The sequence below is a fragment of the Xylanimonas sp. McL0601 genome (genome assembly GCF_049852175.1).
Lineage (GTDB): Bacteria > Actinomycetota > Actinomycetes > Actinomycetales > Cellulomonadaceae > Xylanimonas.
Window position 1 is genome coordinate 2,520,095 of sequence record NZ_CP187527.1, and the last position, 21,272, is coordinate 2,541,366.

Below are 21,272 nucleotides of genomic sequence, written 5' to 3' on the forward strand. Positions count from 1 at the left end.
CGACGCCATAGGGTGGATGGATGACGACCCCGGACCCGGAGATCCCCGTGCCCGAGCAGACGCCCCTGGGGCGGCACAGCGCCCCGAGCCGGGCGCGCCACACCGTCCTGGTGGCCGCGTTCGAGGGCTGGAACGACGCCGGCGGCGCTGCCACGGCCGCGCTCCAGCACCTCGGCGAGATGTGGGGCGCCCGCAAGGTGCACGAGCTCGACCCCGAGGAGTACCACGACTTCCAGGTCAACCGGCCGATGATCGGCGCCGGGCCCGACGGGGAGCGCGAGATCACCTGGCCGACGACGTCCCTCTGGGTCGCCGAGCTCCCCCTGCGCACGGTGGTGCTGGTGCACGGCATCGAGCCGTCGATGCGGTGGCGCCGCTACTGCACGGAGCTGCTCGACTTCGCCGAGGAGCGAGGCGTCCGCACCGTCGTGACGCTGGGTGCGCTGCTCGCGGACGTCCCGCACACCCGCCCCATCCCGATGACCGCCACGAGCGACAGCGACGGCCTGCGCGCGGTGCTCAGCGACGTCGAGCCCAACACGTACGAGGGCCCCACGGGCATCGTCGGCGTGCTCCAGCACGAGGCGTCGGAGCGGGGCCTGCAGTCGGTCTCGCTCTGGGCGGCCGTGCCGCACTACGTCGCCAACCCGCCGTCACCCAAGGCGACGCTCGCGATCCTCACGCGCATCGAGGAGCTGCTCGGCGAGCCGGTCCCGCTGGGCGACCTGCCCGAGGACGCCGAGGCGTGGCAGCACGGCGTCGACGAGCTGGCCGGCGAGGACGCGGAGATCGCCGAGTACGTCAAGCAGCTCGAGGAGGCCAAGGACACGGCCGACCTGCCCGAGGCGTCGGGCGAGGCGATCGCGCGAGAGTTCGAGCGCTGGCTCAAGCGCCGCGACTCGGGCCGCGAGGGCTAGAACGTCCAGCGTGTCGCGCCGCCCGGCTCCTCCCCGAGGACGGCGGTCGCCGAGGTGGGCGTGAACCGGAAGACGTGCCAGGGCGCAGGCCCGGCGGACGGCGCGTTGAAGGGCGCCGTGAGCGCCTGCCCGGAGTCGTCGGGACGCGCGGGCCAGCCCTCGCCCTGGTAGATCGTCGCCACGCGCTCGACGGTGGCCGGGTCGGTGACAAGCGCGGCCGTCCCCTCGAGGACGACGTCCACCCCCGTGAGACCGACGGCGATCGTGCAGCGGCCATCGCGCTGCAGGTTGCGGCCCTTGCGGGTGCCCAGCCCCGACGTGAACCAGAAGCCGCCGTCCTGCCACTCGACGCCCACCGCGGTGACGTGCGGCGTGCCGTCCGGGTTGACGGTGCTGAGCCAGACCGCGTGGTGGTCCGGCCCGCCGGTGCCCGGCGCCTGCGTGATGCCGGCGTCGAGCCTGTCGCGCACGCGCTCCCACCGGATCGCCGGGAGGTCGTAGAGCCCTGCCAGGTTCGTGGTGTGCATGCAGGGTGGACGACGCCGCCCCGGCCGACTCGTCGGTGGGCCAGAGCGTCCTTCGCGCTACAGCGCGACGCCGAGCAGCGCGTCGACCGCCGCGGCCACGAGCGCCGGGTCCTCGCCCGCCGGGTCTGCGGCCCAGGCGTCGACGGCCCGGAGCGCCGTCGGCGCGTCGAGGTCGTCCGCCAGCGCGCCGCGGAGGGCATCGAGCACGCGCGTGCCGGCGCCCGCAGCCTCGGGCGAGGCGAGCGCGGCCCGCCAGGCGGCGAGGCGGGCCCGGGCGGTGTCGAGCTCGCCGTCGACCCACTCCCACTCCTCGCGGTAGTGGTGCGAGAGCAGTGCGAGACGGATCGCCATCGGGTCGACGGTCTCACGCAGGCGCGAGACGAACACGAGGTTGCCGCGCGACTTGCTCATCTTGGCGCCCTGGTAGCCGAGCAGACCCGCGTGCACGTGGACGCGCGGGGCGCCGCCCAGCAGCCGGTCGTGCGACGTCGACATCTCGTGGTGCGGGAACAGCAGGTCCGCTCCCCCGCCCTGGACGTCGAACGGCAGGCCGAGGCCGTCGCGGGCGATGACGGAGCACTCGATGTGCCAGCCGGGGCGGCCGCGGCCGAGCGTCCCGCCGTCCCAGGCTGGGTCGCCGGGGCGCTCGCCGCGCCACAGGGCGGGGTCGAGGGGGTGCTTCTTGCCGTCGCGCTCGGGGTCCCCGCCGCGCTCGGCGAACAGGGCGAGCATCGTGGCGTCGTCGAACCCGGCGACGCGCCCGAAGTCGGGGTCGGCGGTCAGGTCGGCGTAGATGTCGCCGTCCACGCGGTACGCGGCCCCGGCCGCGAGCAGCCCCTCGACGGCGGTGACGACCGCCGCGATGGACTCCACGGCCCCGGTCCACGTCGCCGGCGGCAGCATCCGCAGCTCGGTCATGTCCGTGCGGAACAGCTCGGTCTGCTCGAGCGCGAGCTCGCGCCAGTCGACGCCGGTCGCCGTCGCGCGCTCGAGCAGCGGGTCGTCGACGTCGGTGACGTTGGACGTGTAGACGACCTCCTTGCCGGCGTCGAGCCACGCGCGCTGCAGCAGGTCGAACGCCAGGTAGGTGTTCGCGTGCCCGAGGTGGGTGGCGTCGTAGGGCGTGATGCCGCAGGCGTAGAGCCGCGCGGTCGCGCCGGGCGCGGCCTCGACGAGCTCGCGCGAGGTCGAGTCGAGCACCCGGACGGGCGCCGGGCTCGCGGGTCGCGGCAGGGCCGCGACGTCGGGGGCGGTCCAGGTGCGCATCAGACGATGATCCCGCCCTGGGCCGTGAGCACCCCGGTGAGCAGCAGGATCACGACGACGACGGCGAGCACGAGCCGGTAGATCACGAACGGGCGGAACGAGCGCGTCGAGATGAGCTTGAGGAAGCCGATGATGACGACGTACCCGACCACGAACGCGACGACCGTGGCCAGCAGCGTCTCGAACCCGCTGGGCGCCCCGGGCGGCGGGTTCTCCCCGAACGACCGGAAGAGCTGGAAGAACCCCGAGCCCATGACGGCCGGGATGGCCAGCAGGAACGCGTAGTCCGCGGCCGCCTTGCGGGTGAAGCCCATGAAGAGGCCGGCGCTGATGGTGCCGCCGGAGCGGGACACGCCCGGGACGAGCGCCAGCGACTGCGCGAGGCCGTACGCCATGGCGCGCCGCGGGGTGAGCTCGTGGAGCGTGCGCCGGCGGGCGCCGACCTTGTCGGCCCAGCCGAGGATCAGGCCGAAGACGGCGAGCATCGTCGCGGTGATCCAGAGGTTGCGCAGCGCCGACACGATCCAGTCCTGGAACAGGTAGCCCAGGACCACGATCGGGATCGAGCCGAGCACGATGTACCAGGCCATGCGCGCGTTCTCGCGGTGGGCGCCGAACCTGGCGGCGCGGTCGGTGCCGTCGTCGCCGCGCAGCGCCTTCCACCAGTCGACCAGGATGGCCCGGATCGTGCGCCGGTAGTACAGGATCACGGCGGTCTCGGTGCCGATCTGCGTGATCGCAGTGAAGGCAGCACCCGGGTCCGACGAGCCGATGAGCTCGCCGACGATGCGCAGGTGCGCACTCGACGAGATCGGGAGGAACTCGGTGAGGCCCTGCACCAGGCCAAGGACGATCGCTTCCCACGCACTCACGAGGGCCGACCTTATAGCCTGCGCCCGTGAAGGAGCGACGAGTAGGCACATCTGGCCTCCGCGCGTCGGCGCTCGGCCTCGGCACCATGACCTGGGGCCGGGACACCGACCCCGAGTCCGCGGCGGAGCAGCTGCGCGACTTCCTGGACGCGGGCGGCACGCTCCTGGACACCGCGTCGACGTACGGCGGCGGTGACGCCGAGCGTGTGATCGGCGAGCTGCTGAGCGGCAGCGCCGCGCGCGACGAGGTGGTGCTGTGCACCAAGGGCGGGCGCGACGCGTCACGCCGGGGGCTGCTCGCCGACCTCGACGGCTCGCTGGAGCGGCTGTGCACCGACCACGTCGACCTGTTCCTCGTCGCGTGCCCCGACCCGGCGACCCCGCTCGAGGAGACCGTCACCGCGCTGCGGCTGGCCGTCACCTCGGGCCGCGCCCGGTACGTCGGCCTGTCGAACCATCCGGGCTGGGCGAGCGCCCACGCCGCGGCGCTGCTCGACGACGTCGGGCTCACCGCCCTCGAGGTCGAGTACTCGCTGCTGCAGCGCGGCGTCGAGCGCGAGGTGCAGCCGGCGGCGACGGCGCTCGGCCTGGGGCTGCTGGCCTGGTCACCGCTGGGGCGCGGCGTGCTCACGGGCAAGTACCGCCGCACGGTGCCCCCGGACTCGCGGGCGGCGTCACCGCACCTGGCCGGGTTCGTCGACCCCTACCTGACGGCGGGCGCGGCCGCCGTCGTCGAGGCCGTGGCGACCGCCGCGGACGGGCTGGGCCGCACGCCCACCGAGGTCGCGCTCGCGTGGCTGCTGGCGCGCGAAGCCGTCGCGTCCGCGATCGTGGGCGCCCGCACGCCCGGGCAGCTGCGCCAGTCGCTCGCCGCGGCCGGCCTCAAGCTCCCGAGCGAGGTGCACGAGGCGCTCGACGACGTCTCGGCCGTCGAGATCGGCTATCCGGAGCGCTGGTGACGGCCCCGCGGGTGACCCCTCAGGAGCGCGAGTCCTCGAGCTCGGCGTCGAGGTCGTCGTCCTCGTCGAGGTCGTCCTCGTCCTCGTCGTCGTCCGAGTCGTCGTCCTCGTCCTCGTCGTCCTCCTCGAGGACGAACGGGGTGACCTCGCCGTAGACCTGCGCCAGCGCGTCGTCGTACACCTCGAAGGCGTCGGCGAGGACGTCGTAGGCATCGTCGACCCGCGGGTCGTCGTCATTGCGACGGGTCGAGATGGCGTCGAAGTGCGCTTCCAGCGCGGCGATGAGACGGTCCAGCGCGGCACGCGGGTCTGCGGTCATGGTCCGACGCTACCGCCCGTGGGGGCAGAATGGGCAGGCGTAGGCAGCCCGAGACCCTCCAGGGACGGTGAGATGAGGCAGAGCACCCCCCACAAGCAGTACGAGTACCGCGTCCTCCTGATCGACCGCGGTGTCAGCGTCCCCGACGCACGCAAGCTGCTCACCGACGAGGCCGAGTACGGCCGCTGGGAGCTGGCGCGTACCCGCCTCTACATCGGCGGTCACCGCAAGGTGTGGCTCCGCCGCAAGATCATCAAGGTCGCGTCGACGCTCTGATGTTCCGCAAGGCCCGGGCCGGGGCGCCCGCGGGCTTTCTTCGCGTGCGAGGCCGTGATCAGCAGGTCGCGAGCAGCCGGTCCAGCACGCGCGTGCCGAACAGCAGGGCGTCGACCGGCACGCGCTCGTCGACGCCGTGGAACATGCTCACGAAGTCGAGGTCCCCGGGCAGCCGCAGCGGGGCGAACCCGTACCCGGTGATGCCGAGCCGCGAGAGCGACTTGTTGTCCGTGCCGCCCGAGAGCGTGTACGGCAGCACCACGGACCCCGGGTCCTCGGCCGTGAGCGCGTCGACCATGGCGTCCACGAGCGAGCCCGCGAACGGCACCTCGAGCGCGACGTCCTGGTGGATCGGCTCGATCCGCACGCTTGACCCCGCGAGCTCGCGCAGGGTCGCGAGGCCCTCCTCCTCGTACCCGGGCAGCAGCCGCACGTCGACCGACGCCTCCGCGCGCCCGGGGATGACGTTCGCCTTGTACCCGGCGGCGAGCTGGGTGGGGTTGGCGGTGTGCCGCACGGTGGCGCCGACGAAGGGCGCAGCCGGGCCGAGCGCCCGGACGAGAGCGTCGATCGCGGCCGGGTCCTCGCCGTCGTACCGCAGCCCCGTGAGGTCCGCGACCCCACGGAGCAGCCGCTCGACGGTGGGCGTGAGGGTGTAGGGCCACTCGAAGCGGCCGATGCGCGCGACTGCCTCGGCCAGGGCGGTCACGGCGTTGTCGTGGTTGACCGCAGACCCGTGCCCGGCCCGCCCGTCGACGACGAGCCGCAGCCACGCGAGACCCTTCTCCGCCGTCTGCAGCAGGTAGGCGCGCGTGCCAGCGACGTCGACGGAGAAGCCCCCGACCTCGCTGATGGCCTCGGTGGCGCCCTCGAACAGCTCCGGGCGGTGGTTGACGGCCCACTGGGCGCCGTGGACGCCGCCGGCCTCCTCGTCGGCGAACATCGCGACGACGACGTCGCGCGCGGGCTTGCGCCCCTCGCGCACGTACTGCCGCACGACGGACAGGATCATCGCGTCCATGTCCTTCATGTCGACGGCGCCGCGCCCCCACAGGAGGCCGTCGCGCTCCTCGCCGGCGAAGGGGTCGACGCTCCAGTCCTCTGCGCGTGCAGGGACGACGTCGGTGTGCCCGTGCAGCACGAGCGCCGGCCGGCTTGGGTCGGCCCCCTCGAGGCGGGTCACCACCGACGTGCGCCCCGGGCGCGCCTCGAAGACCTCGACGTCGAGCCCGACCTCGGTCAGCAGCCCGGCGACGTGCTCGGCGGCGGCGCGCTCCCCCGGCCCGGAGTCGTCGCCGTAGTTGGAGGTGTCGATGCGCAGGAGGTCCTGGCAGATGCGGGCGACCTCGTCCTGTGCGGTGATCGGCGTCGTCATGCTCCCAGCCCCCTTCGCTCGAGCAGCGGTGCGATGTCGGCGTCGCGGCCGCGCAGGTCGCGGAACGACGCGAGCGGGTCCTGCGAGCCGCCCCGGGCGAGCAGCGTGCGGCGGAACGCCTCGCCGCTCTCCCGGGTCAGGCCCCCGTGCTCCTCGTACCAGCGCACGGTGTCGGCGTCGAGCACCTCGGACCAGATGTACGAGTAGTACGCGGCCGAGTAGCCCGAGCCGAACACGTGGTTGTAGTACGTCGTGCGGTAGCGGGGCGGGACGGGCGCGAAGTCCACCCCGGCGTCCGCGAGCGCCTTGGCCTCGAACGCGACGACGTCGTCGACCGACGTCGGCACCTCCTCCGGCGTGAGGCGGTGCCACGCCTGGTCGAGCAGCGCGGCGGCCAGGTACTCGGTGGTGGCGAACCCTTCGCCGAAGGCTCGCGAGGCGAGCATGGTGTCGACCCACTGCCGGGGCATGGGCTCGCCGGTGGCGTGGTGCACGGCGAACCGCTCGAGGATGTCCGGGTCCCACGCCCACATCTCGTTGACCTGGCTCGGGTACTCGACGAAGTCGCGCGGCACCTCGGTGCCGGACTGCGACGGGTACCGCACGTCCGAGAGCAGGCCGTGGAGCGCGTGGCCGAACTCGTGGAAGAGGGTGATGACCTCGTCCCACACCAGCAAGGTGGGCCGGCCGGGTGGCGGCTTGACGATGTTGAGGTTGTTGACGACGACGGGACGCTGGCCGAGCAGGTGGTTCTGGTCGACGAGGTTGTTCATCCAGGCGCCACCGCGCTTGGACTCGCGCGTGTAGTAGTCGGCGAGGAAGAGCCCGAGGCCCTGGTCCTTCTCGCCCGGCTCGGGCGCGTCGAAGACCTCGAACACGCGCACGTCGGGGTGGTACCCGGCGAGGTCGTCCCGCTCGGTGAACGAGAGCCCGAAGAGCCGGTGGGCGGCCTCGAGCACGCCGTCGCGGACCACGCGCTCGAGCTCGAGGTAGGGCCGCAGCAGCGCGTCGTCGAGCGCATACCGCTCCTTGCGCACGCGCTCGGCGTAGAAGGCCCAGTCGGAGGCGCGCAGCTCGGCGTCGGGCCCGGCGTCGGCGCGCAGCGCCGCCTCGAGGTCCGCCGCCTCGGCGCGGGCGTTCGCGACGGCGGGCGGCGCGAGCCGCTCGAGCATGGCGGCGACGGCCTCGGCCGTCTGGGCGGTGGCGTCCTCCGCGACGTACGCCGCGTGGTGCGGGTACCCGAGCAGCCGCGCCCGCTCGGCCCGCAGGCGCACGATCTCGAGGAGCACGGCCCGGGTGTCGTGCTCGGACCCGTCCGCGCCGCGACCCTCGGAGGCGCGCTGGACCCGCTCGCGCAGTGCCCGGTCGGTCAGCGCCGCGACGACGTTCTGGTGGGTGGGCAGCTGCATCTCGAGCAGCCAGCCCTCGTGCCTGCGCGCCAGGGCGGCGGCGCGGGCGCCGGCCTTGGCGTCGTCGGCGAGCCCGTCGAGCTCGGCCTCGTCGGTGACCAGCACGGACGCCGCGTTCGCGCCCGCGAGGAGCTTGCGCCCGAACTGCGCCTCGAGCGTGGTCAGCCGCGCGTTGAGATCACGCAGCGTGGCTTGCGCGGCGTCGTCGAGCGCGACGCCGGCGCGGCGCGCGTCCACGAGCCGGCGCCGCAGCAGCCACCGGGCGTCCGGCGCGGTGTCGTCGCCCGCCTGCGCCTCGAGCGCCTCGAGGCGGGCGAAGAGCGACCGGTCCATGAGGATGGCGTCCCGGTGTGCGGCGAGCTGCGGCGCGAGCCGTTCCTCGACGTCCTCGAGGAACGGCGTCGCGTCCGCAGCGAGCTGGTTGTGGAACGCCACGAGCGCCCGGCCCAGCAGGAGGCCGGAGCGCTCGAGCGCCTCGAGCGTGTTCTCGACCGTCGGCGGCTCGGGGCTCCCGGCGATCGCGTCGACCTCGGCGCGCTGGGCCGCCATGCCCGCGAGGATCGCCGGCTCGTAGTGCTCGGGCCGGATCGCGGCGTAGTCGGGCAGCTCGTAGGGCAGGGCGGACCGCTCGTCGAAGGGAGTCACGCGCCCATCCAACACCCTCACCTCAGCGAACGCGCTGGAGCGCACCGCCGTCGAGTGCCAGCTCGGCGTCGAGCCCGAGCCGGTCGAGGAACGCCCGGTCGTGGCTGACGACCAGCAGCGCCCCCCGGTACGCCGCGAGCGCCTCGACGAGCCGGTCGGCCGAGGCGAGGTCGAGGTTGTTGGTCGGCTCGTCGAGCACCAGCAGCTGGGCGGGCGGGTCGGCGAGCAGCAGCCGGGCCAGCGTGACCCGGAACCGCTCGCCGCCGGACAGCGTAACCACCGGACGGTCGACGGCGTCGCCCCGCACGAGGAAGCGCGCGAGCCGCCCGCGCAGCTCCCCGGGCGGGACGTCCGGCGCCCCGGCGCGCACAGAGTCGAGCACGGTGGCGTCGTCGTCGAGCAGGTCGAGGCGCTGCGGCAGGTACCCGACACGGTCGGTGAGCAGACCCTGCCCGCCGACCAGCTTCTCGAGCAGCGTCGTCTTGCCCGCCCCGTTGGGGCCGGTGAGCGCGACCCGCTCGGGTCCCTGGATCACGACGTCGCGCCCGTCCGCGCCGGGGAGCACGGCCAGGCGGCGCCCGGGTGCGACGCCCGGGTCGGGCAGGTCGACGGCGATGCGGTCGTCGTCGCGCACCGCACGCTCGGCGGCCTCGACGGCGGCGCGCGCCGCGTCCTCCTTGGCGCTCGCCTGGGTCCTCCGCGCGCCCTGCGACTTCTCCGCGGAGTTGCGCCGGTCGTTGATCGCCGCCTTGACGTAGCGGGCCTCGGCGACGTCCTTGCGGCCGCGCCGCTCGGAGTGCGCGATGCGCTCGGCGGCCTTGATGCGCTCGGCCTTCTCACGACGCAGCACCGCCTCGGCGTCCCGCAGGCCGCGGCGGGCCGCCTCCTGCTGGGCGGCGAGCTGCGCCTCGTAGGCGGAGTAGGTGCCCCCGAACGTCTCGAGCGCACCGGCACGCAGCTCGGCCGTCTCGTCGACGAGGTCGAGCAGCGCGCGGTCGTGCGAGACGACGACCAGGGCGCCGCGCCAGGTGCGCACCAGCTCATGGAGGCGCTCGCGCGCGGCGCCGTCGAGGTTGTTGGTCGGCTCGTCCAGCAGCGCGACGTCCGCCCCGCGCAGCCGGACGCCGGTGACGGCCGTGAGCACGGCCTCCCCGCCGGACAGCGTGCCGACGGCGCGGTCGACGTCGGTCGGCAGCCCGATCGCGCCGAGCGCGGCCACGGCGCGCTCCTCGGCGTCCCAGGCGTCGCCGACGACGTCGAACAGCTCGGGGCGCACGTCGCCCGACTCGATCGCCCGCACGGCGTCGACCACCTCGCGGATCCCGAGCAGGTGGGCCGCTGTGAGGTGGGTGTCGAGCGTGAGGCGCTGCGGCAGGTAGTCGGCGACGCCGGTGACCGCGACGGAGCCCGACGTCGGGCGCAGCAGGCCCGCGACGAGGCGCAGCAGCGTGGACTTGCCGGCTCCGTTGAGGCCGACGAGCCCGGTGCGGCCGGCGCCGAACGCGCCGGAGACGTGGGCGATGGGCGTGGCGCCGTCGGGCCAGGAGAAGGTGAGGTCGCGCAGGACGGCAGAAGGTGCGGGGGCAGGCATGAGGAAGTCTCCGAGGGTCGGCTGGTGCGCCGACATCCCTGCCGTGGCAGGGGCGGCGCCGGTCAGGCGGCGGTGCGGAGACCCGTCATTCCCTCGGTCCTTCGGTGCTGGGAGCCGTCCCCTCTCACGCGCGGCGGAGGCCGCGGGGACGTTGCCGAGAGTCGCACGACGGCGGGGTGTTCGGCAACACCTTTGCCGTGCGAGTTCGCGCGCTGCCGGCAATGGATGCGGCATCGCGACCGCGCCCGGCTACCTTTCGACCGTGACCGGTGAACACGCCGCGGACCGCGGGGGAATCGCTCTCGCGCACGACTACCACGACGCCGTGGTGCGCCCAGTGCTGGAACGCTGGTGCCCCGATGTGCCGCGCGCGGCCGCCCGGGTCGGTGCAGGCTCCGACGTCCTCGGCGTCGACGACGCCATGTCGCGAGACCACGACTGGGGCCTGCGCCTCCAGCTGTTCGTGGCCGAGCCCGACGTCGCCCGCGTCCGCGGCGTCCTGGAGCGACACCTCCCCGGTGAGTTCCGCGGGCATCCGGTCCGGATGCGCTTCTCGGGATCGGAGCAGGAGCGGCTCGCCGTCGACGTGTCCACCGTGGCTGCGTTCGCGCGCGGCACGCTCGGGTTCGACCCACGCGACAGCACGACCACGTCCGACTGGCTGTCACTGTCCGGGCAGGCGGCGCTGGAGGTGGTGTCGGGCGAGGTCTTCGAGGACCAGACCGGCGAGCTGACGTGCCTGCGCCGCGACCTGACGTGGTACCCGGACGACGTCTGGCGCTACGTCGTCGCCTGCGACTGGCGGCGGCTCGACCAGGAGCTGCCCCTCATGGCCCGCGCCGGCGACCGTGGGGACGACCTGGGTTCGCGGGTCATCGCGGCCCGGCTCGTCGACGTCGCCGTGCACCTGGCGTTCACGCTGTGCCGCGCGTGGACGCCCTACCCGAAGTGGCGCGGGACCGTCTTTCGCACCCTGCCCGTCGATGCGTCGGTCGGCGCCGCGCTGGGGGCGACGCTCTCGGCCGCCACCTGGTCCGAGCGGAACGACGCCCTGCGGGCCGCGCTGGAGCGCCTGGCCGTGTTCCAGGGCCAGGTCGGGCTGCCGACACGCACGCCCGCGCTGGTGCCGTTCTTCGACCGGCCGTACCTCGCCGTCGAGCCTTCGCTGGTCCCCGCGGTCGTCGAGTCGATCGCAGATCCCGCGATCCGGGCGCTGCCTGTGGGGGTCGGGACCGTCGAGCAGCTCACCGACAACGTGGACGTGCTCGTGGACGCGCGCCGCCGGCGTGCCGTGTCAGGCGGGACGGAACGCGTCCACGATCACGACGACGGTCGTCGGCCCCGGCTTCCCGGGTGAGCGACCAGGTCGGCCGGCCACGGCTCGTTCGGCTCGCGCCGGTCCCCCGGCAGCAGCGTCCCGATCCAGCCGTCCACGCGATCCCCGCGGTGCACCAGCATCCCGCGCACCTGCCCCTCGACCCGCACGCCAAGCTTCCACGCGACCCGGCGCGACGCCCAGTTGCCGACCTCGGCACGCCACACGGCACGGGCGAGCCCAAGGCCCTCAGGGTCGAGGCCGAAGTCGACGACGAGCCGCGCCGCCTCCGTCATGAGCCCCCGCCCGCGCGCGTCGGGCGCCGTCCAGAAGCCGAACTCGCCCGAGCGCTGCCCCGGCGGCCCGTCGTCGAGCCGGATGTCCACCATGCCGAGCACCGGCGGCTCAGGGTCACCGGGGCGCACGTCGCCGGGTGCGCGGACGGCCCAGGTGAAGCCGTTCTCCTGCGCCCAGCCCTGGGGCACGATCGTCGTGACGAAGCCCTCGGCGTGCTCGCGCCGATAGGGGCTGGGCACGGTCGTCCACCGCTGGATCTCCGGGTCCTGGCAGATCTCGGTGATGCGGTCGACGTCGGCCACGGTGGGCACCGAGAGCCGCACATGGTTGCCTGCCAGCACGAACGGTTCCATCCGCGCAGCATGCCAGTCCTCCCCGCGACCTGTCCCGGGACTACCGTGCCCGCGTGAGCATCGACCGGGCCCGCACCGACCTCTTCACGCTCGACCCCACCGTCACCCACCTCAACCACGGGTCCTTCGGAGCCGTCCCGGTCGCCGTCCAGCAGGTCCAGCGGCGCTGGCGCGAGCAGGCCGAGGCCAACCCGATGGCGTTCTTCACCCGCGTCCAGGCCGACGCCGTCGACGACGCCCGCGCGCGGGTCGCCGCGTTCCTCCGCGCCGACCACGACGGCGTCGCCCTCATGACCAACGCCTCCGCCGCCGCGACGCTCGTGCTGCGCTCGATCGAGCCGGCCCCCGGCGACGAGCTCCTCGTGACCGACCACGGCTACGGCGCCGTCACGCTCGCCGTCCGGGAGGTGGCGGCACGGACCGGCGCCGTCGTGCGCGAGGTCGCCGTTCCGCTCCTCGCCGACGACGACGAGGTGGTCGCCCGCATCACCGCCGGCGTGACCGCGCGCACCCGGCTCGCGGTCGTCGACCATGTCGCGTCAGGGACCGCGCGCCTCTTCCCGGTCGACCGCCTCGTCGCCGCGCTGCACGAACGCGGCGTGCCGGTCCTGGTCGACGCCGCGCACGCGCCCGGGATGCTCGACGTCGACGTCGCGGCGACGGGCGCCGACTACTGGTTCGGCAACCTCCACAAGTGGGCGTTCGCGCCGCGTCCGTCGGCCGCGCTGGTGGTCGCGCCCGAGCACCGCGCGGGGCTGCGGCCGCTGGTCGTCTCCTGGGACGCGGGCTCGGGCTTCCCGCTCGCGCTCGAGAGGGGAGGCAGCCTCGACCACTCCCCCTGGCTCGCCACGTCCGCCGCGCTCGACCTGTTCGAGTCGCTCGGCCCCGCCGCCGTCCGTACTCGCAACGGGGCGCTCGCGCGCGAGGGTCAGCGGCTCGTCGCCGCGGCCGCGGCCGAGCGTTGGCCGGCGAACGGACCCCGCCGCGACCTGCTCGACGCCGCGCTGGACGGCAGCCTCGGCGACGACCTCGTGAGCATGCGCCTCGTCCCGCTCCCGCCCGGCACCGCCGACGACGACGCGGGCGCGGCGTCGCTGCGCCTGCGGCTCGCCGACGCACACCGCATCGAGGCCCAGGTCGTGCCATGGCGCGGCATCGGGCTGGTGCGGCTGTCGGCGCAGCTGTACAACGCCATCGGCGACTACGAACGGCTCGCCGCGGCGCTGCTCCAGGAGCTGCCGGGCTGACGGCGTCCTCAGGCGCCTGCCGCAGCCCCGTCGCCCCCGCCATCCTCGGGCGGCGGTTCGTCGAGCTCGTCGGGCCGCGGCCGCAGCCGGCTGTAGACGGTCCACGTCACCGCCATCACGGGCACCGCGACGACAGCGCCCAGGATGCCGGCGAGCACGGTACCGGCGGTGACGCCGAGCGCGATCACCACCGGGTGCAGCGCCACCTGCTTGCCCATGATGAGGGGCTGCAGCACGTGCCCCTCGAGCTGACCGATGAGCGCGATGCCGATCGTCACGGCCAGCGCCTTGACCGGCCCCTCCGCCGCCAACGCCACCACCGCCGCGATGACCATCGCCAAGGGCGCGCCGATCAGCGGGATGAACGCTCCGATGAACACGAGCACGGCGAGCGGTGCCGCGAGCGGGATCCCGAGTGCGGCGAGCAGGATCCCGGCGAGGATCCCGTCGGTGACGGCAATGATCACGGTGCCCCGCGCATACCCCGAGAAGGTGAACCAGCCAGCGGCAGCGGCGTCGTCCCAACGCCCTCGGTGGCCTGCGGGCACCTGCCCGAGGAACCACCGCCACATCCCGCCGCCCGAGATCAGGAAGAACACCGTGCAGAAGATCGAGAGCGCGAGCACGGCGAAGGCCTGGGCGACGGTGCCGGCGCTCGCGACGGCTGTGGTGGCGAGGTTGGCGCTGTTGTCCGCCACCCATTGGTGGCCCGACGCGATGGCGTCGTCGATCTGCGCCCGGGAGAAGTCGAAGGGCAGCGGCCCGTGCTGCACCCAGGAGATGATCTGGTCGATGCCCGTGGTGAACTGGTCGGCGAGCGACTGCCACTGTCCCGCGACGGACGCGACGACGTAGGTGACCAGACCCCCGACGAAGACGAACGCGCTGAGGAGCGAGAGCGCGACGGCGAGCCCGCGCGGCATCACGCGGCTGTACAGGTCGGCGAGGGGCTTGAGCACCGACGTCATGACGAGGGCGAGAAAGACCGCGACGAACACGAGCCGGACGTGCACGACGGCGAAGACGAGCAGCGAGACGGCCGCCACGAGGGCGACGAACCGCCACGACCACCCGGCCGAGGTTCGGAGCCACTGGGGGACGTTCTCCGCTTCGGCGCCGGCATCCCCCTCGTGGCGCGCTGCGACGACTCTCCGGGCCTCCGGGCTCAGCGTCAGCCGCTCGTCCGTCACGGGCTCTACCTCCCAGGATGCACTCGGGCGGCCGTGCGCCGTCGTCGTGCCGCCCAGTCTGCCCCTTGCACGGGGCGCAAGCACGGAGCGGTGGACGCGATTTCGGAGCGGCGCCGGCCGCGTGCTATGTTCTTCCCCGCACCGAGAAGGCGGAAACGCCGGATCGGGTCACCTGTCCGGGTGGCGGAATGGCAGACGCGCTAGCTTGAGGTGCTAGTGCCCGTATAGGGCGTGGGGGTTCAAGTCCCCCTCCGGACACGCAGGGCAATACTTGCCCTCGCACCGGGCCAGGCAGGAGTTCTCACTCCTGACCTGGCCTTTTGCTTGCCCGATGATCTGAAGCGGGCGTGGGGGTCAAGTCCGCGGCGTCGTCGACGCCGGCCCTGTTGAGGGCTCGTGGGAGCGGCTGCCGACTCGCTGGCGAACCGTAGTGGGAGGCCCCCGATCCTTGCGCTCACGCGCGGGTCCTGCGCGTGGGCGAAGGGCCTGAAGCGGCCTCGGCAGTACGTGCGACTGGGTCGTACTTCCTTTGGCCTCGCAGCCCCGGAGGAACCCCGCAGCGCGGACGTTGCTAGTCCTCGGGCTCCCAGGCGCGGAGGAGGTCGAGCAGTCCCGCCTCACCGGTGACCTGGAGGGCGTCGGCGGGGAGACGGTCGTAGAGGTAGAGGACCAGGTCGCTCGCCGTGCCGGTGACGCCAACGCTCGCGGAGACCTCGGGTGCGGCGGCGTCCAGACGGATGGACCGGGCGCCGTCGCCGTCCACCTCCAGACGCCAGCCGTGACCGGACGAGGTGCGGAGGTCGAACGTCGCGGGATGGTGTGGCCACGGGCTCGTCGTCGAGACGCAGGAGAAGAGGAACTCCTCGACGCCGTCGAGCGCGACGTCGGCCGGCAGCGCCGCCTCGACGCCCCAGCTGAGCTGGGCGTCGTACGTGTGCACGGTCGTCTCCTGCAGCCGGTGCCGAGCCACGCTGGCCGACGTGTGCGGCGACTGGAATCCATACCACGCCCAGCAGCCGCGGTCCGGCCCGGCCGTTTGCAGCACGTCCACGAGCAGCCGCGTCGAGTCGTCCAGCCACGCGACGAGAGCCTCGCGATCGCGCGGCGCGGGGACGGCGGTTCGCGCGGCGACGGCCGCGTCCGACGGAGCGTCCGCGGGACCGGTGGCTACGAGCTCCGCCCAGTAGCGGTCGCCCCCGCCCAGGTGCGCGGCCAGGTCGAACAAGGTCCACTCCGGACAGCTCGGCACTGGAACGTCGATGTCGGGCGCGGCGTCGACGGTCGCACGGAACGCCGCCGAACGGTCGTCGAGGTGCCCGAGCAGGTCCGTGAAGTCGAAAGTGGGGTTCACACAGGGTTGTCTATCACCCGCCCGCCAGGTCTTTTCACGGCGGCAGAGCGAGCAACGACGCCATCACGACCAGCACAGTGATCAGCGGTCTCGCGACCGAGGGCTCGCACGCAAGCGCGCTCGCGGGTAGACCGCCCCCGTGCCCACAGGTGACGCACGACGCCGGTGGCCCACGCCATGTCCGGGTTCTGTGGACGCGCGTCGCGGCCGGCAGAGTCACGCGCGGGCGAGATGCATGGTCAGTGGTTGCGTTCCAAGCAACACCACGCCCCGCCGTGTGGAGTGACGGGGCGTCTCGATCCACTGTCTCTTTCGGATCCCGCCGACGCTCTCGCGCCGGACGTCTGCCGCACGGTCTAGGCGCAGGACTGGGGTACTCCGATGGCTCTGTTGCCCGCACTGCCAGGACGAGAAGTCGCAGGTCAGGCCGCACACGGGAGACTTAGCAGGCGTTCGGTTGTTGGGTGATTACTCCTGACCAGGCGATACGCCAGGTCGGGAGCCTTTTTCGTGCGGCGACACCCCGAGCGTGAGCTCGCTGGGTCCGTCTCCAGGGCTTTCGCCGCACACGCACCGCACGGCGAGGCCCGCCGCCCTCAACGGGCGACGGGCCTCGGACGTGGGCTCAGGTCCGCGCGACGATCACCCGGTCGACGTCGGGCGCGTATGCGGTGTCGTTGAAGAACCGCACCGTGTTCGTCCCCGCGGCGAGCGTGACCGTGATCGAGGCGCTGGTCGGCGTGCTGAACGACGACCCGCTGACCTGCAGCGCCACCGTGGGCCCGCCGTTCACGCTGAGGTTCAGCGTGCGCATGCCGGACACGAGGTAGTCGACGATGAGCCGGTACTGACCGGCCTGCGTGACGTCGAGGCCCGTCACCGTCAGGTCGTTCGCCGGGCCGTTGCCCAGGAACCCGACCTTCTGCCCACCGGAGCAGGCGCCGCAGGACGCCACGACCGCCGCGCCGCCGCGCGCGTTGCCAGCGGCCTCGGCCTCCCGGGTGAGGAGCCAGCCCTCGGGCAGCACGGACGCGGTCACCACGTCACGGTCGACGACCAGCGGCCCGTCCGGGTCGTCCGCGCCGTGGAATGTGGCGATGACCGGCACCTTGACCGTCCCAGGGTCGGCGCCGGCGGGCGCGGTCAGGGTCCACGTCCCGGTCAGCGTGTCGCCGGGCGCGAGCGCGGCGGCCGTCACGGGCGCACCCGAGACCGTCCACCCTGTCGGCGCGTACGGGGCCAGCGAGGCGTCGGAGACGTCGCCCTCCGCGACCGTGAGGGTGGCGGCGACCTTGACCGTCCCGCCCGCCGGGACCTCGACGGTCCCGTCAGGCGTGGCGGTGACCGTGCCGACCGGCCCGGCGCAGGAGACCTGGGCGGCCGCCCACTCGGCGTGGTCGTAGCTGTTGCCGCCGTCCGCCGTGCCGGCGCGCAGCTCGAGCTCCTGCACGCCGGTGACGTCTGCCTCGATCGGCACGGCGGCGTCGGCACCCGTGAGCACCCCGGTCTCCGCGAGCACCTTCCCGTCGCCCAGCAGCGTGAAGGTCACGGAGCCGCGGTCGCCCACCTCGTCGTCGATCCCGACGTCGGCGCGGAACGCGTCGCACACACCGCCGAGGTAGTACGCGACCTCGGACGCTGCGTGCGCGGCGACGCCCTTGGCGTACCGGGTCCCTCCGATGGTGATCGGGTTGCCGTCCACGCTCCGGTCGAGCTGCAGATCACCCCAGCCCACCTGCGCTCGCAGGGGGTCGAGGTCGCTCAGCCAGCGGTCGCCGCGCGGTGCGGTGGCGACGGCGGCGGCACCGATCCCCGTCGTGGTGTGCGCGGTGCCGTCCACGCCGGTCCAGCGCACCGTGGCGCGTAGCTCGTAGCTGCCCGTGGCCGCCTGGACGGGAGCGGTCACGCGGAACGACGTCGTCCTCGATGCGCCGGGCGGGACCACCGCGGACGGCGAGCTGGACCCGCGCTGGACGGTCCAGCCGTCCGGTACCTCGAGCGAGACGGCGAGGCCCTGCACCGCCGTGAACCCGTCGTTGGTCACGGTGACGTCGGTCGTGAAGCTCTCGCCCGGGTCGACGTAGCCGTCCGTGGCCACGTCGGCCGAGACGGCGGGGGCGAGGTGCGCCGGCTTGGCGGGCTCGACGAGGAACGTGCGAGCACCGTGCGACGGCACCGAGGCTCGGATCGTGCCGCGCGTCTCGGAGGCCTCGTCGCTCCATGCGTCGGAGACGGAGTACGCGGGCGCGGCCGCGAGGCCGAGCGCCGCGGCATCCGTCGTCACGGTGGCGCCGCCGGACCCGCGGTTGAGCAGCACCACCGCGGCCCCGCCGTCGGACATGGGCTTGGCCCAGACCTCCTGGTCGCCGGCGTCGGCGATCTTGTGGCCCTGGACGCCGCCCCAGTCCTGGTTGATGGCGATGATGTCCGGGTCGGTAAGCATGGCGACCGTGCTGGCCGGCATGGAGCGCAGGTCGTTGCCCGCGATCAACGGCGCGTTGAGGAGCGCCCACAGGCTCATGTGCGCGCGCGACTCCTCAAACGTCAGTCCGGGGTTGCCGACCTCGAGCATGTCCGGGTCGTTCCAGCCGTTCGGCCCCGAGTACGCCTCGAGCCCCACCTGCTGGTCGAGGATGCCCATCACGGACCCCCAGGAGGCATTGATGTCGCCGGTGGTCCGCCAGTAGTGGCCGCCCGCCTTGGCCGCCCAGAGCCACGGGTCGTTGGAGCCCCACTCGCAGATGCTGTAGACGATCGGCCGCCCGGACGCGGCGAGGGCCTCCGCCATGGCCGTGTACCGCTCGATCGCGGGCCGCCCCTGGTTGTTGCAGTTGTCGTACTTGAGCAGGTCCACGCCCCACTCGGCGAACTTCCGTGCGTCAGCCATCTCGTGGTCGAGGCTCGCGGGGAAGCCGGCGCAGGTGGCGGTGCCCGCGGAGGAGTAGATGCCGAGCTTCAGGCCGAGCCCGTGCACGTAGTCGGCGACGGCCTTGATCCCGGCGGGGAACCGGACCGGGTCCGCCCGGAGGTTGCCGTCGGCGTCGCGCGTGGGCGCCATCCAGCAGTCGTCGATGTTGACGTACTCGTACCCGGCGTCCTTCATCCCGGACGCGACCATCGCGTCGGCGGTGTCGCGGATCAGCTCGTCGTCGATGTTGCAGCCGAACGTGTTCCAGCTGTTCCAGCCCATCGGTGGGGTAGAAGCCAGCGGCAGCTTCTCGAACGCGGCCTGCGCACGCTCGATCTCGCTCGGTGAGGCCGCTCGGGGTGGTCCGGCGGCGGTCGGGGCTGCGGTGAGTGCGACGGCGGCCACGACCGTGGCCAGCAGCGCTGCGGGACGGCGGACGAACCTGTGCATGGAACGCTCCTCCCAGTCCGGTCATCGTCGACCGGTACGGATCCGTCCGTTTTGTACGGACAGTTTCCCCAGTCCACTGGTCGTCCAGGGCCCTGTCAACAGCTGCCATGCCGGAGGAGCCCACTGACCTGGTGGGGCGCGCGGCGCCCCAGACCACTGAGGGTCGCCATCCAACGTGGCGCGGACGCCGCTCATCCGGAGCGGCGTCCGCGCCGACGGTGCCGTGAAGGCTATCGCTGCAGGGTAAGGAGGCCCGGCCGGTACGGCAGCAGACCGTAGTCCCCGCCGGAGCTCGGCGACCGGCCTTGGTACAGCAGCTGCAGGTTGCACGGGTCGATCGTCATGGTCTGGTCGTTGCTCGCGCGCACGAGCTCGCCGTGGCTGATGTCGTTGGTCCAGGCGGCTCCGCTGTTGGCCTTGCCGGCGAACGGGTTGGCCTCGGTCGCGGCCTGCGCCGTCCACGAGCCGGAGAGGCTGCTCGCGGTGAACGAGCGGAAATACCGTCCGTTCGCGCCGATCGCCTCGACCGTCATGAGGTACTGGTTCTGGCCCTGGACCTTGTAGACCTGGGGCGCCTCGAACAGGTTGTTCGACGTGTCGCTCATGACCGTGGTCGACGACGTGCCGAAGCTCCCGGGGAAGTTCCCGATCGGCATGCTCGCACGATAGATCTTGCCGTTGTCGCCCGCGAAGAACAGGTACATGGTCGAGCCGTCACCGATGAGCGTCAGGTCGATGGGCCCGGTGCTGGAGCCGGAGATCGACCCGGAGAACAGCGCGCTGGCCGCGGACCAGCCGTTGGGATTGGTGGGATCGCTGGAGGTCCGGTACATGAACGCGGCCGCCCCCCACTGGTAGGCCAGAACCCAGATGGCCTTCGGCGCGAAGTAGAACAGCTGCGGCGCTACTGCCGCGGACGACATCCCGGTCTGGGTGGCCGAGCCCATGTCCGACCAGCTCGAGAACGGCGCGAACGCCATCGAGCCCCAGGTCGAACCAGTGTCGTGCGTGGTGGCGTAGACCAGGTGCTTGCCGTTGTATTCGGCAGTGGTGAAGTCCTTGAGCGAGGCCCAGCCCGACTTGGGGGTGGCGAGCGCGCCGGTCGAGGACCACGTGTACGTGGACGGCAGCGAGCACGAACCACCCGACGGCGGCGGGGTCGACGTCGAGTTGCTCACCAGGGAGGCGTCGTCGACGTACAGGCTGTCGGTGCCGTCGGCAGTCTCGACGTAGAACGAGGCCGAGGCCAGCGTCCCCGACCACGACACGTCCTTGGTGCCGGTCAGCTCCGTCCACCCTGACGAGCTCACCGACTTCTGGTCCAGCGTCACGTACGACGAGGTGCTCCCCACGGTGACCCGCAGCGTAAGCCGCGCCGCAGGGGATCCGCTGGCCGAGCGCACCCAGACGCTGCCGGTGTAGTTCGTGTTGTTCGTGACCTTGGCGGTCACGTCCTGCGCGGGCCCGTTCCACGCCGCGGTCCGCCCCGTCCGCGACAGCGCGTGTGAGCCGCCGTGCACCGGGCTCGTCACCGACGCCAGCGACCCAGCGCCGAAGACGGTCCAGCCCGTGGTGCCGTTCTCCATGTCGGGGTTGGTCAAGAGGTTGCCGCTCGCCGCGGCGGCCGGGAGGGTCGACGCGGTGACGGCGACCAGGGAAGTCAGCGCCAGCGCGACGGCCAACCCCATCGTGGGGAGTGCGGTCTTCCTGCTTCTTCTCACGTTCACTCCTGCTCGGTCGGGCTCCAGAGGGCACGTAGCCGCCACGCCGCCGCAGCACGACATCGTCACCGGGCGGGTCATCTGGCTGGGCCATGTGAGCGCTAACATCATTGTTGCGGAGAACCTCGGCCGTGAGTTCACTTTTAACGCTACATGCACGATTCGCGGCGGCACAAGAGGCCTTCCTCCGCTACCCGATGCCGATCGAAGAACCCATGACGCGCCTGGACGCCGGATGGATCTTGGATCAGCCGCGCACCGCCGGTGTCAGAAGCGGATCGGGA

The 21,272-nt window shown here is 73.0% G+C and carries 17 protein-coding genes and 1 tRNA gene; 6 read left to right on the plus strand and 12 right to left on the minus strand.

The window, feature by feature from the left end:
- The first annotated feature begins 20 nt into the window (after window positions 1-20).
- Entirely contained in the window at window positions 21-917 is an 897-nt protein-coding gene (locus ACO4JP_RS11590; protein ID WP_425953840.1) for a PAC2 family protein, read from the plus strand.
- Here the strand turns inward: ACO4JP_RS11590 and ACO4JP_RS11595 are convergent.
- Genes ACO4JP_RS11595 through ACO4JP_RS11605 form a run of 3 tightly spaced genes read right to left on the minus strand, consistent with a single transcriptional unit; the run spans window position 914 to window position 3,582 of the window.
- Window positions 914-1,444 (minus strand): pyridoxamine 5'-phosphate oxidase family protein, encoded by a 531-nt coding sequence (locus ACO4JP_RS11595; RefSeq protein WP_425953841.1) that lies wholly within the window; start codon window positions 1,442-1,444, stop codon window positions 914-916. The two genes, ACO4JP_RS11590 and ACO4JP_RS11595, sit on opposite strands and share 4 nt — an antisense overlap.
- A 57-nt stretch (window positions 1,445-1,501) precedes the next feature.
- Entirely contained in the window at window positions 1,502-2,710 is a 1,209-nt protein-coding gene (gene mshC / locus ACO4JP_RS11600; RefSeq protein ID WP_425953842.1) for a cysteine--1-D-myo-inosityl 2-amino-2-deoxy-alpha-D-glucopyranoside ligase, read from the minus strand.
- On the minus strand, window positions 2,710-3,582 hold the full coding sequence (locus ACO4JP_RS11605) for an undecaprenyl-diphosphate phosphatase (protein WP_425953843.1): 873 nt from the start codon (window positions 3,580-3,582) through the stop codon (window positions 2,710-2,712). Before ACO4JP_RS11605 ends, mshC begins: the two co-directional genes overlap by 1 nt.
- A gap of 26 nt (window positions 3,583-3,608) precedes the next feature.
- On the opposite strand from ACO4JP_RS11605, the gene ACO4JP_RS11610 reads away from it, so the two are divergent.
- Complete coding sequence (locus ACO4JP_RS11610) at window positions 3,609-4,541, plus strand: aldo/keto reductase (RefSeq protein ID WP_425953844.1); 933 nt, start codon at window positions 3,609-3,611, stop codon at window positions 4,539-4,541.
- Window positions 4,542-4,560: 19 nt separating this feature from the next.
- Here ACO4JP_RS11610 and ACO4JP_RS11615 read toward each other — a convergent pair whose 3' ends face one another.
- Entirely contained in the window at window positions 4,561-4,860 is a 300-nt protein-coding gene (locus ACO4JP_RS11615) for a primosomal protein (RefSeq protein ID WP_425953845.1), read from the minus strand.
- Window positions 4,861-4,932: 72 nt separating this feature from the next.
- Here ACO4JP_RS11615 and ACO4JP_RS11620 point away from each other — a divergent pair, with 72 nt between their 5' ends.
- Window positions 4,933-5,136 carry a DUF5703 family protein gene (locus ACO4JP_RS11620; RefSeq protein ID WP_425953846.1) on the plus strand — a complete coding sequence of 68 codons (204 nt, stop codon included), beginning with the start codon at window positions 4,933-4,935 and terminating at the stop codon, window positions 5,134-5,136.
- A 58-nt stretch (window positions 5,137-5,194) separates the two neighbouring features.
- Here the strand turns inward: ACO4JP_RS11620 and ACO4JP_RS11625 are convergent, their stop codons facing one another.
- The 3 genes from ACO4JP_RS11625 to ACO4JP_RS11635 are packed head-to-tail and all read right to left on the minus strand — an operon-like array spanning window position 5,195 to window position 10,156.
- On the minus strand, window positions 5,195-6,511 hold the full coding sequence (locus ACO4JP_RS11625; RefSeq protein ID WP_425953847.1) for a M20/M25/M40 family metallo-hydrolase: 1,317 nt from the start codon (window positions 6,509-6,511) through the stop codon (window positions 5,195-5,197).
- A complete protein-coding gene (locus ACO4JP_RS11630) occupies window positions 6,508-8,565 on the minus strand; it encodes a M3 family metallopeptidase (protein ID WP_425953848.1) in 2,058 nt (685 codons plus the stop codon). The genes ACO4JP_RS11625 and ACO4JP_RS11630 overlap by 4 nt, the downstream gene beginning before the upstream one ends.
- Before the next feature lie 22 nt (window positions 8,566-8,587).
- Window positions 8,588-10,156 (minus strand): ABC-F family ATP-binding cassette domain-containing protein, encoded by a 1,569-nt coding sequence (locus ACO4JP_RS11635; protein ID WP_425953849.1) that lies wholly within the window; start codon window positions 10,154-10,156, stop codon window positions 8,588-8,590.
- Between the two features lie 262 nt (window positions 10,157-10,418).
- On the opposite strand from ACO4JP_RS11635, the gene ACO4JP_RS11640 reads away from it, so the two are divergent.
- Window positions 10,419-11,513, plus strand: a complete 1,095-nt coding sequence (locus ACO4JP_RS11640; protein ID WP_425953851.1) for a DUF4037 domain-containing protein — start codon at window positions 10,419-10,421, stop codon at window positions 11,511-11,513.
- Here the strand turns inward: ACO4JP_RS11640 and ACO4JP_RS11645 are convergent.
- A complete protein-coding gene (locus ACO4JP_RS11645; RefSeq protein WP_425953852.1) occupies window positions 11,477-12,121 on the minus strand; it encodes a GNAT family N-acetyltransferase in 645 nt (214 codons plus the stop codon). The two genes, ACO4JP_RS11640 and ACO4JP_RS11645, sit on opposite strands and share 37 nt — an antisense overlap.
- A gap of 53 nt (window positions 12,122-12,174) precedes the next feature.
- Between ACO4JP_RS11645 and ACO4JP_RS11650 the strand changes: the two genes are divergently transcribed.
- Window positions 12,175-13,368, plus strand: a complete 1,194-nt coding sequence (locus ACO4JP_RS11650; protein WP_425953853.1) for an aminotransferase class V-fold PLP-dependent enzyme — start codon at window positions 12,175-12,177, stop codon at window positions 13,366-13,368.
- Window positions 13,369-13,376: 8 nt separating this feature from the next.
- Here ACO4JP_RS11650 and ACO4JP_RS11655 read toward each other — a convergent pair whose 3' ends face one another.
- Complete coding sequence (locus ACO4JP_RS11655) at window positions 13,377-14,558, minus strand: AI-2E family transporter (protein ID WP_425953855.1); 1,182 nt, start codon at window positions 14,556-14,558, stop codon at window positions 13,377-13,379.
- 174 nt (window positions 14,559-14,732) lie between these two features.
- Between ACO4JP_RS11655 and ACO4JP_RS11660 the strand changes: the two genes are divergently transcribed.
- Window positions 14,733-14,816, plus strand: a tRNA-Leu gene (locus ACO4JP_RS11660).
- A gap of 313 nt (window positions 14,817-15,129) precedes the next feature.
- On the opposite strand, the gene ACO4JP_RS11665 is transcribed toward ACO4JP_RS11660, so the two are convergent.
- The 3 genes from ACO4JP_RS11665 to ACO4JP_RS11675 all read right to left on the minus strand — a co-directional run bounded on the left by ACO4JP_RS11665 (window position 15,130) and on the right by ACO4JP_RS11675 (window position 20,988).
- Window positions 15,130-15,909, minus strand: coding sequence for a maleylpyruvate isomerase N-terminal domain-containing protein (locus ACO4JP_RS11665; RefSeq protein WP_425953857.1), 780 nt, complete (start codon window positions 15,907-15,909; stop codon window positions 15,130-15,132).
- Window positions 15,910-16,534: 625 nt separating this feature from the next.
- Window positions 16,535-19,267, minus strand: a complete 2,733-nt coding sequence (locus tag ACO4JP_RS11670; RefSeq protein ID WP_425953859.1) for an NPCBM/NEW2 domain-containing protein — start codon at window positions 19,265-19,267, stop codon at window positions 16,535-16,537.
- A gap of 230 nt (window positions 19,268-19,497) precedes the next feature.
- Window positions 19,498-20,988 carry a non-reducing end alpha-L-arabinofuranosidase family hydrolase gene (locus ACO4JP_RS11675; RefSeq protein WP_425953860.1) on the minus strand — a complete coding sequence of 497 codons (1,491 nt, stop codon included), beginning with the start codon at window positions 20,986-20,988 and terminating at the stop codon, window positions 19,498-19,500.
- Window positions 20,989-21,272: the final 284 nt, after the last annotated feature.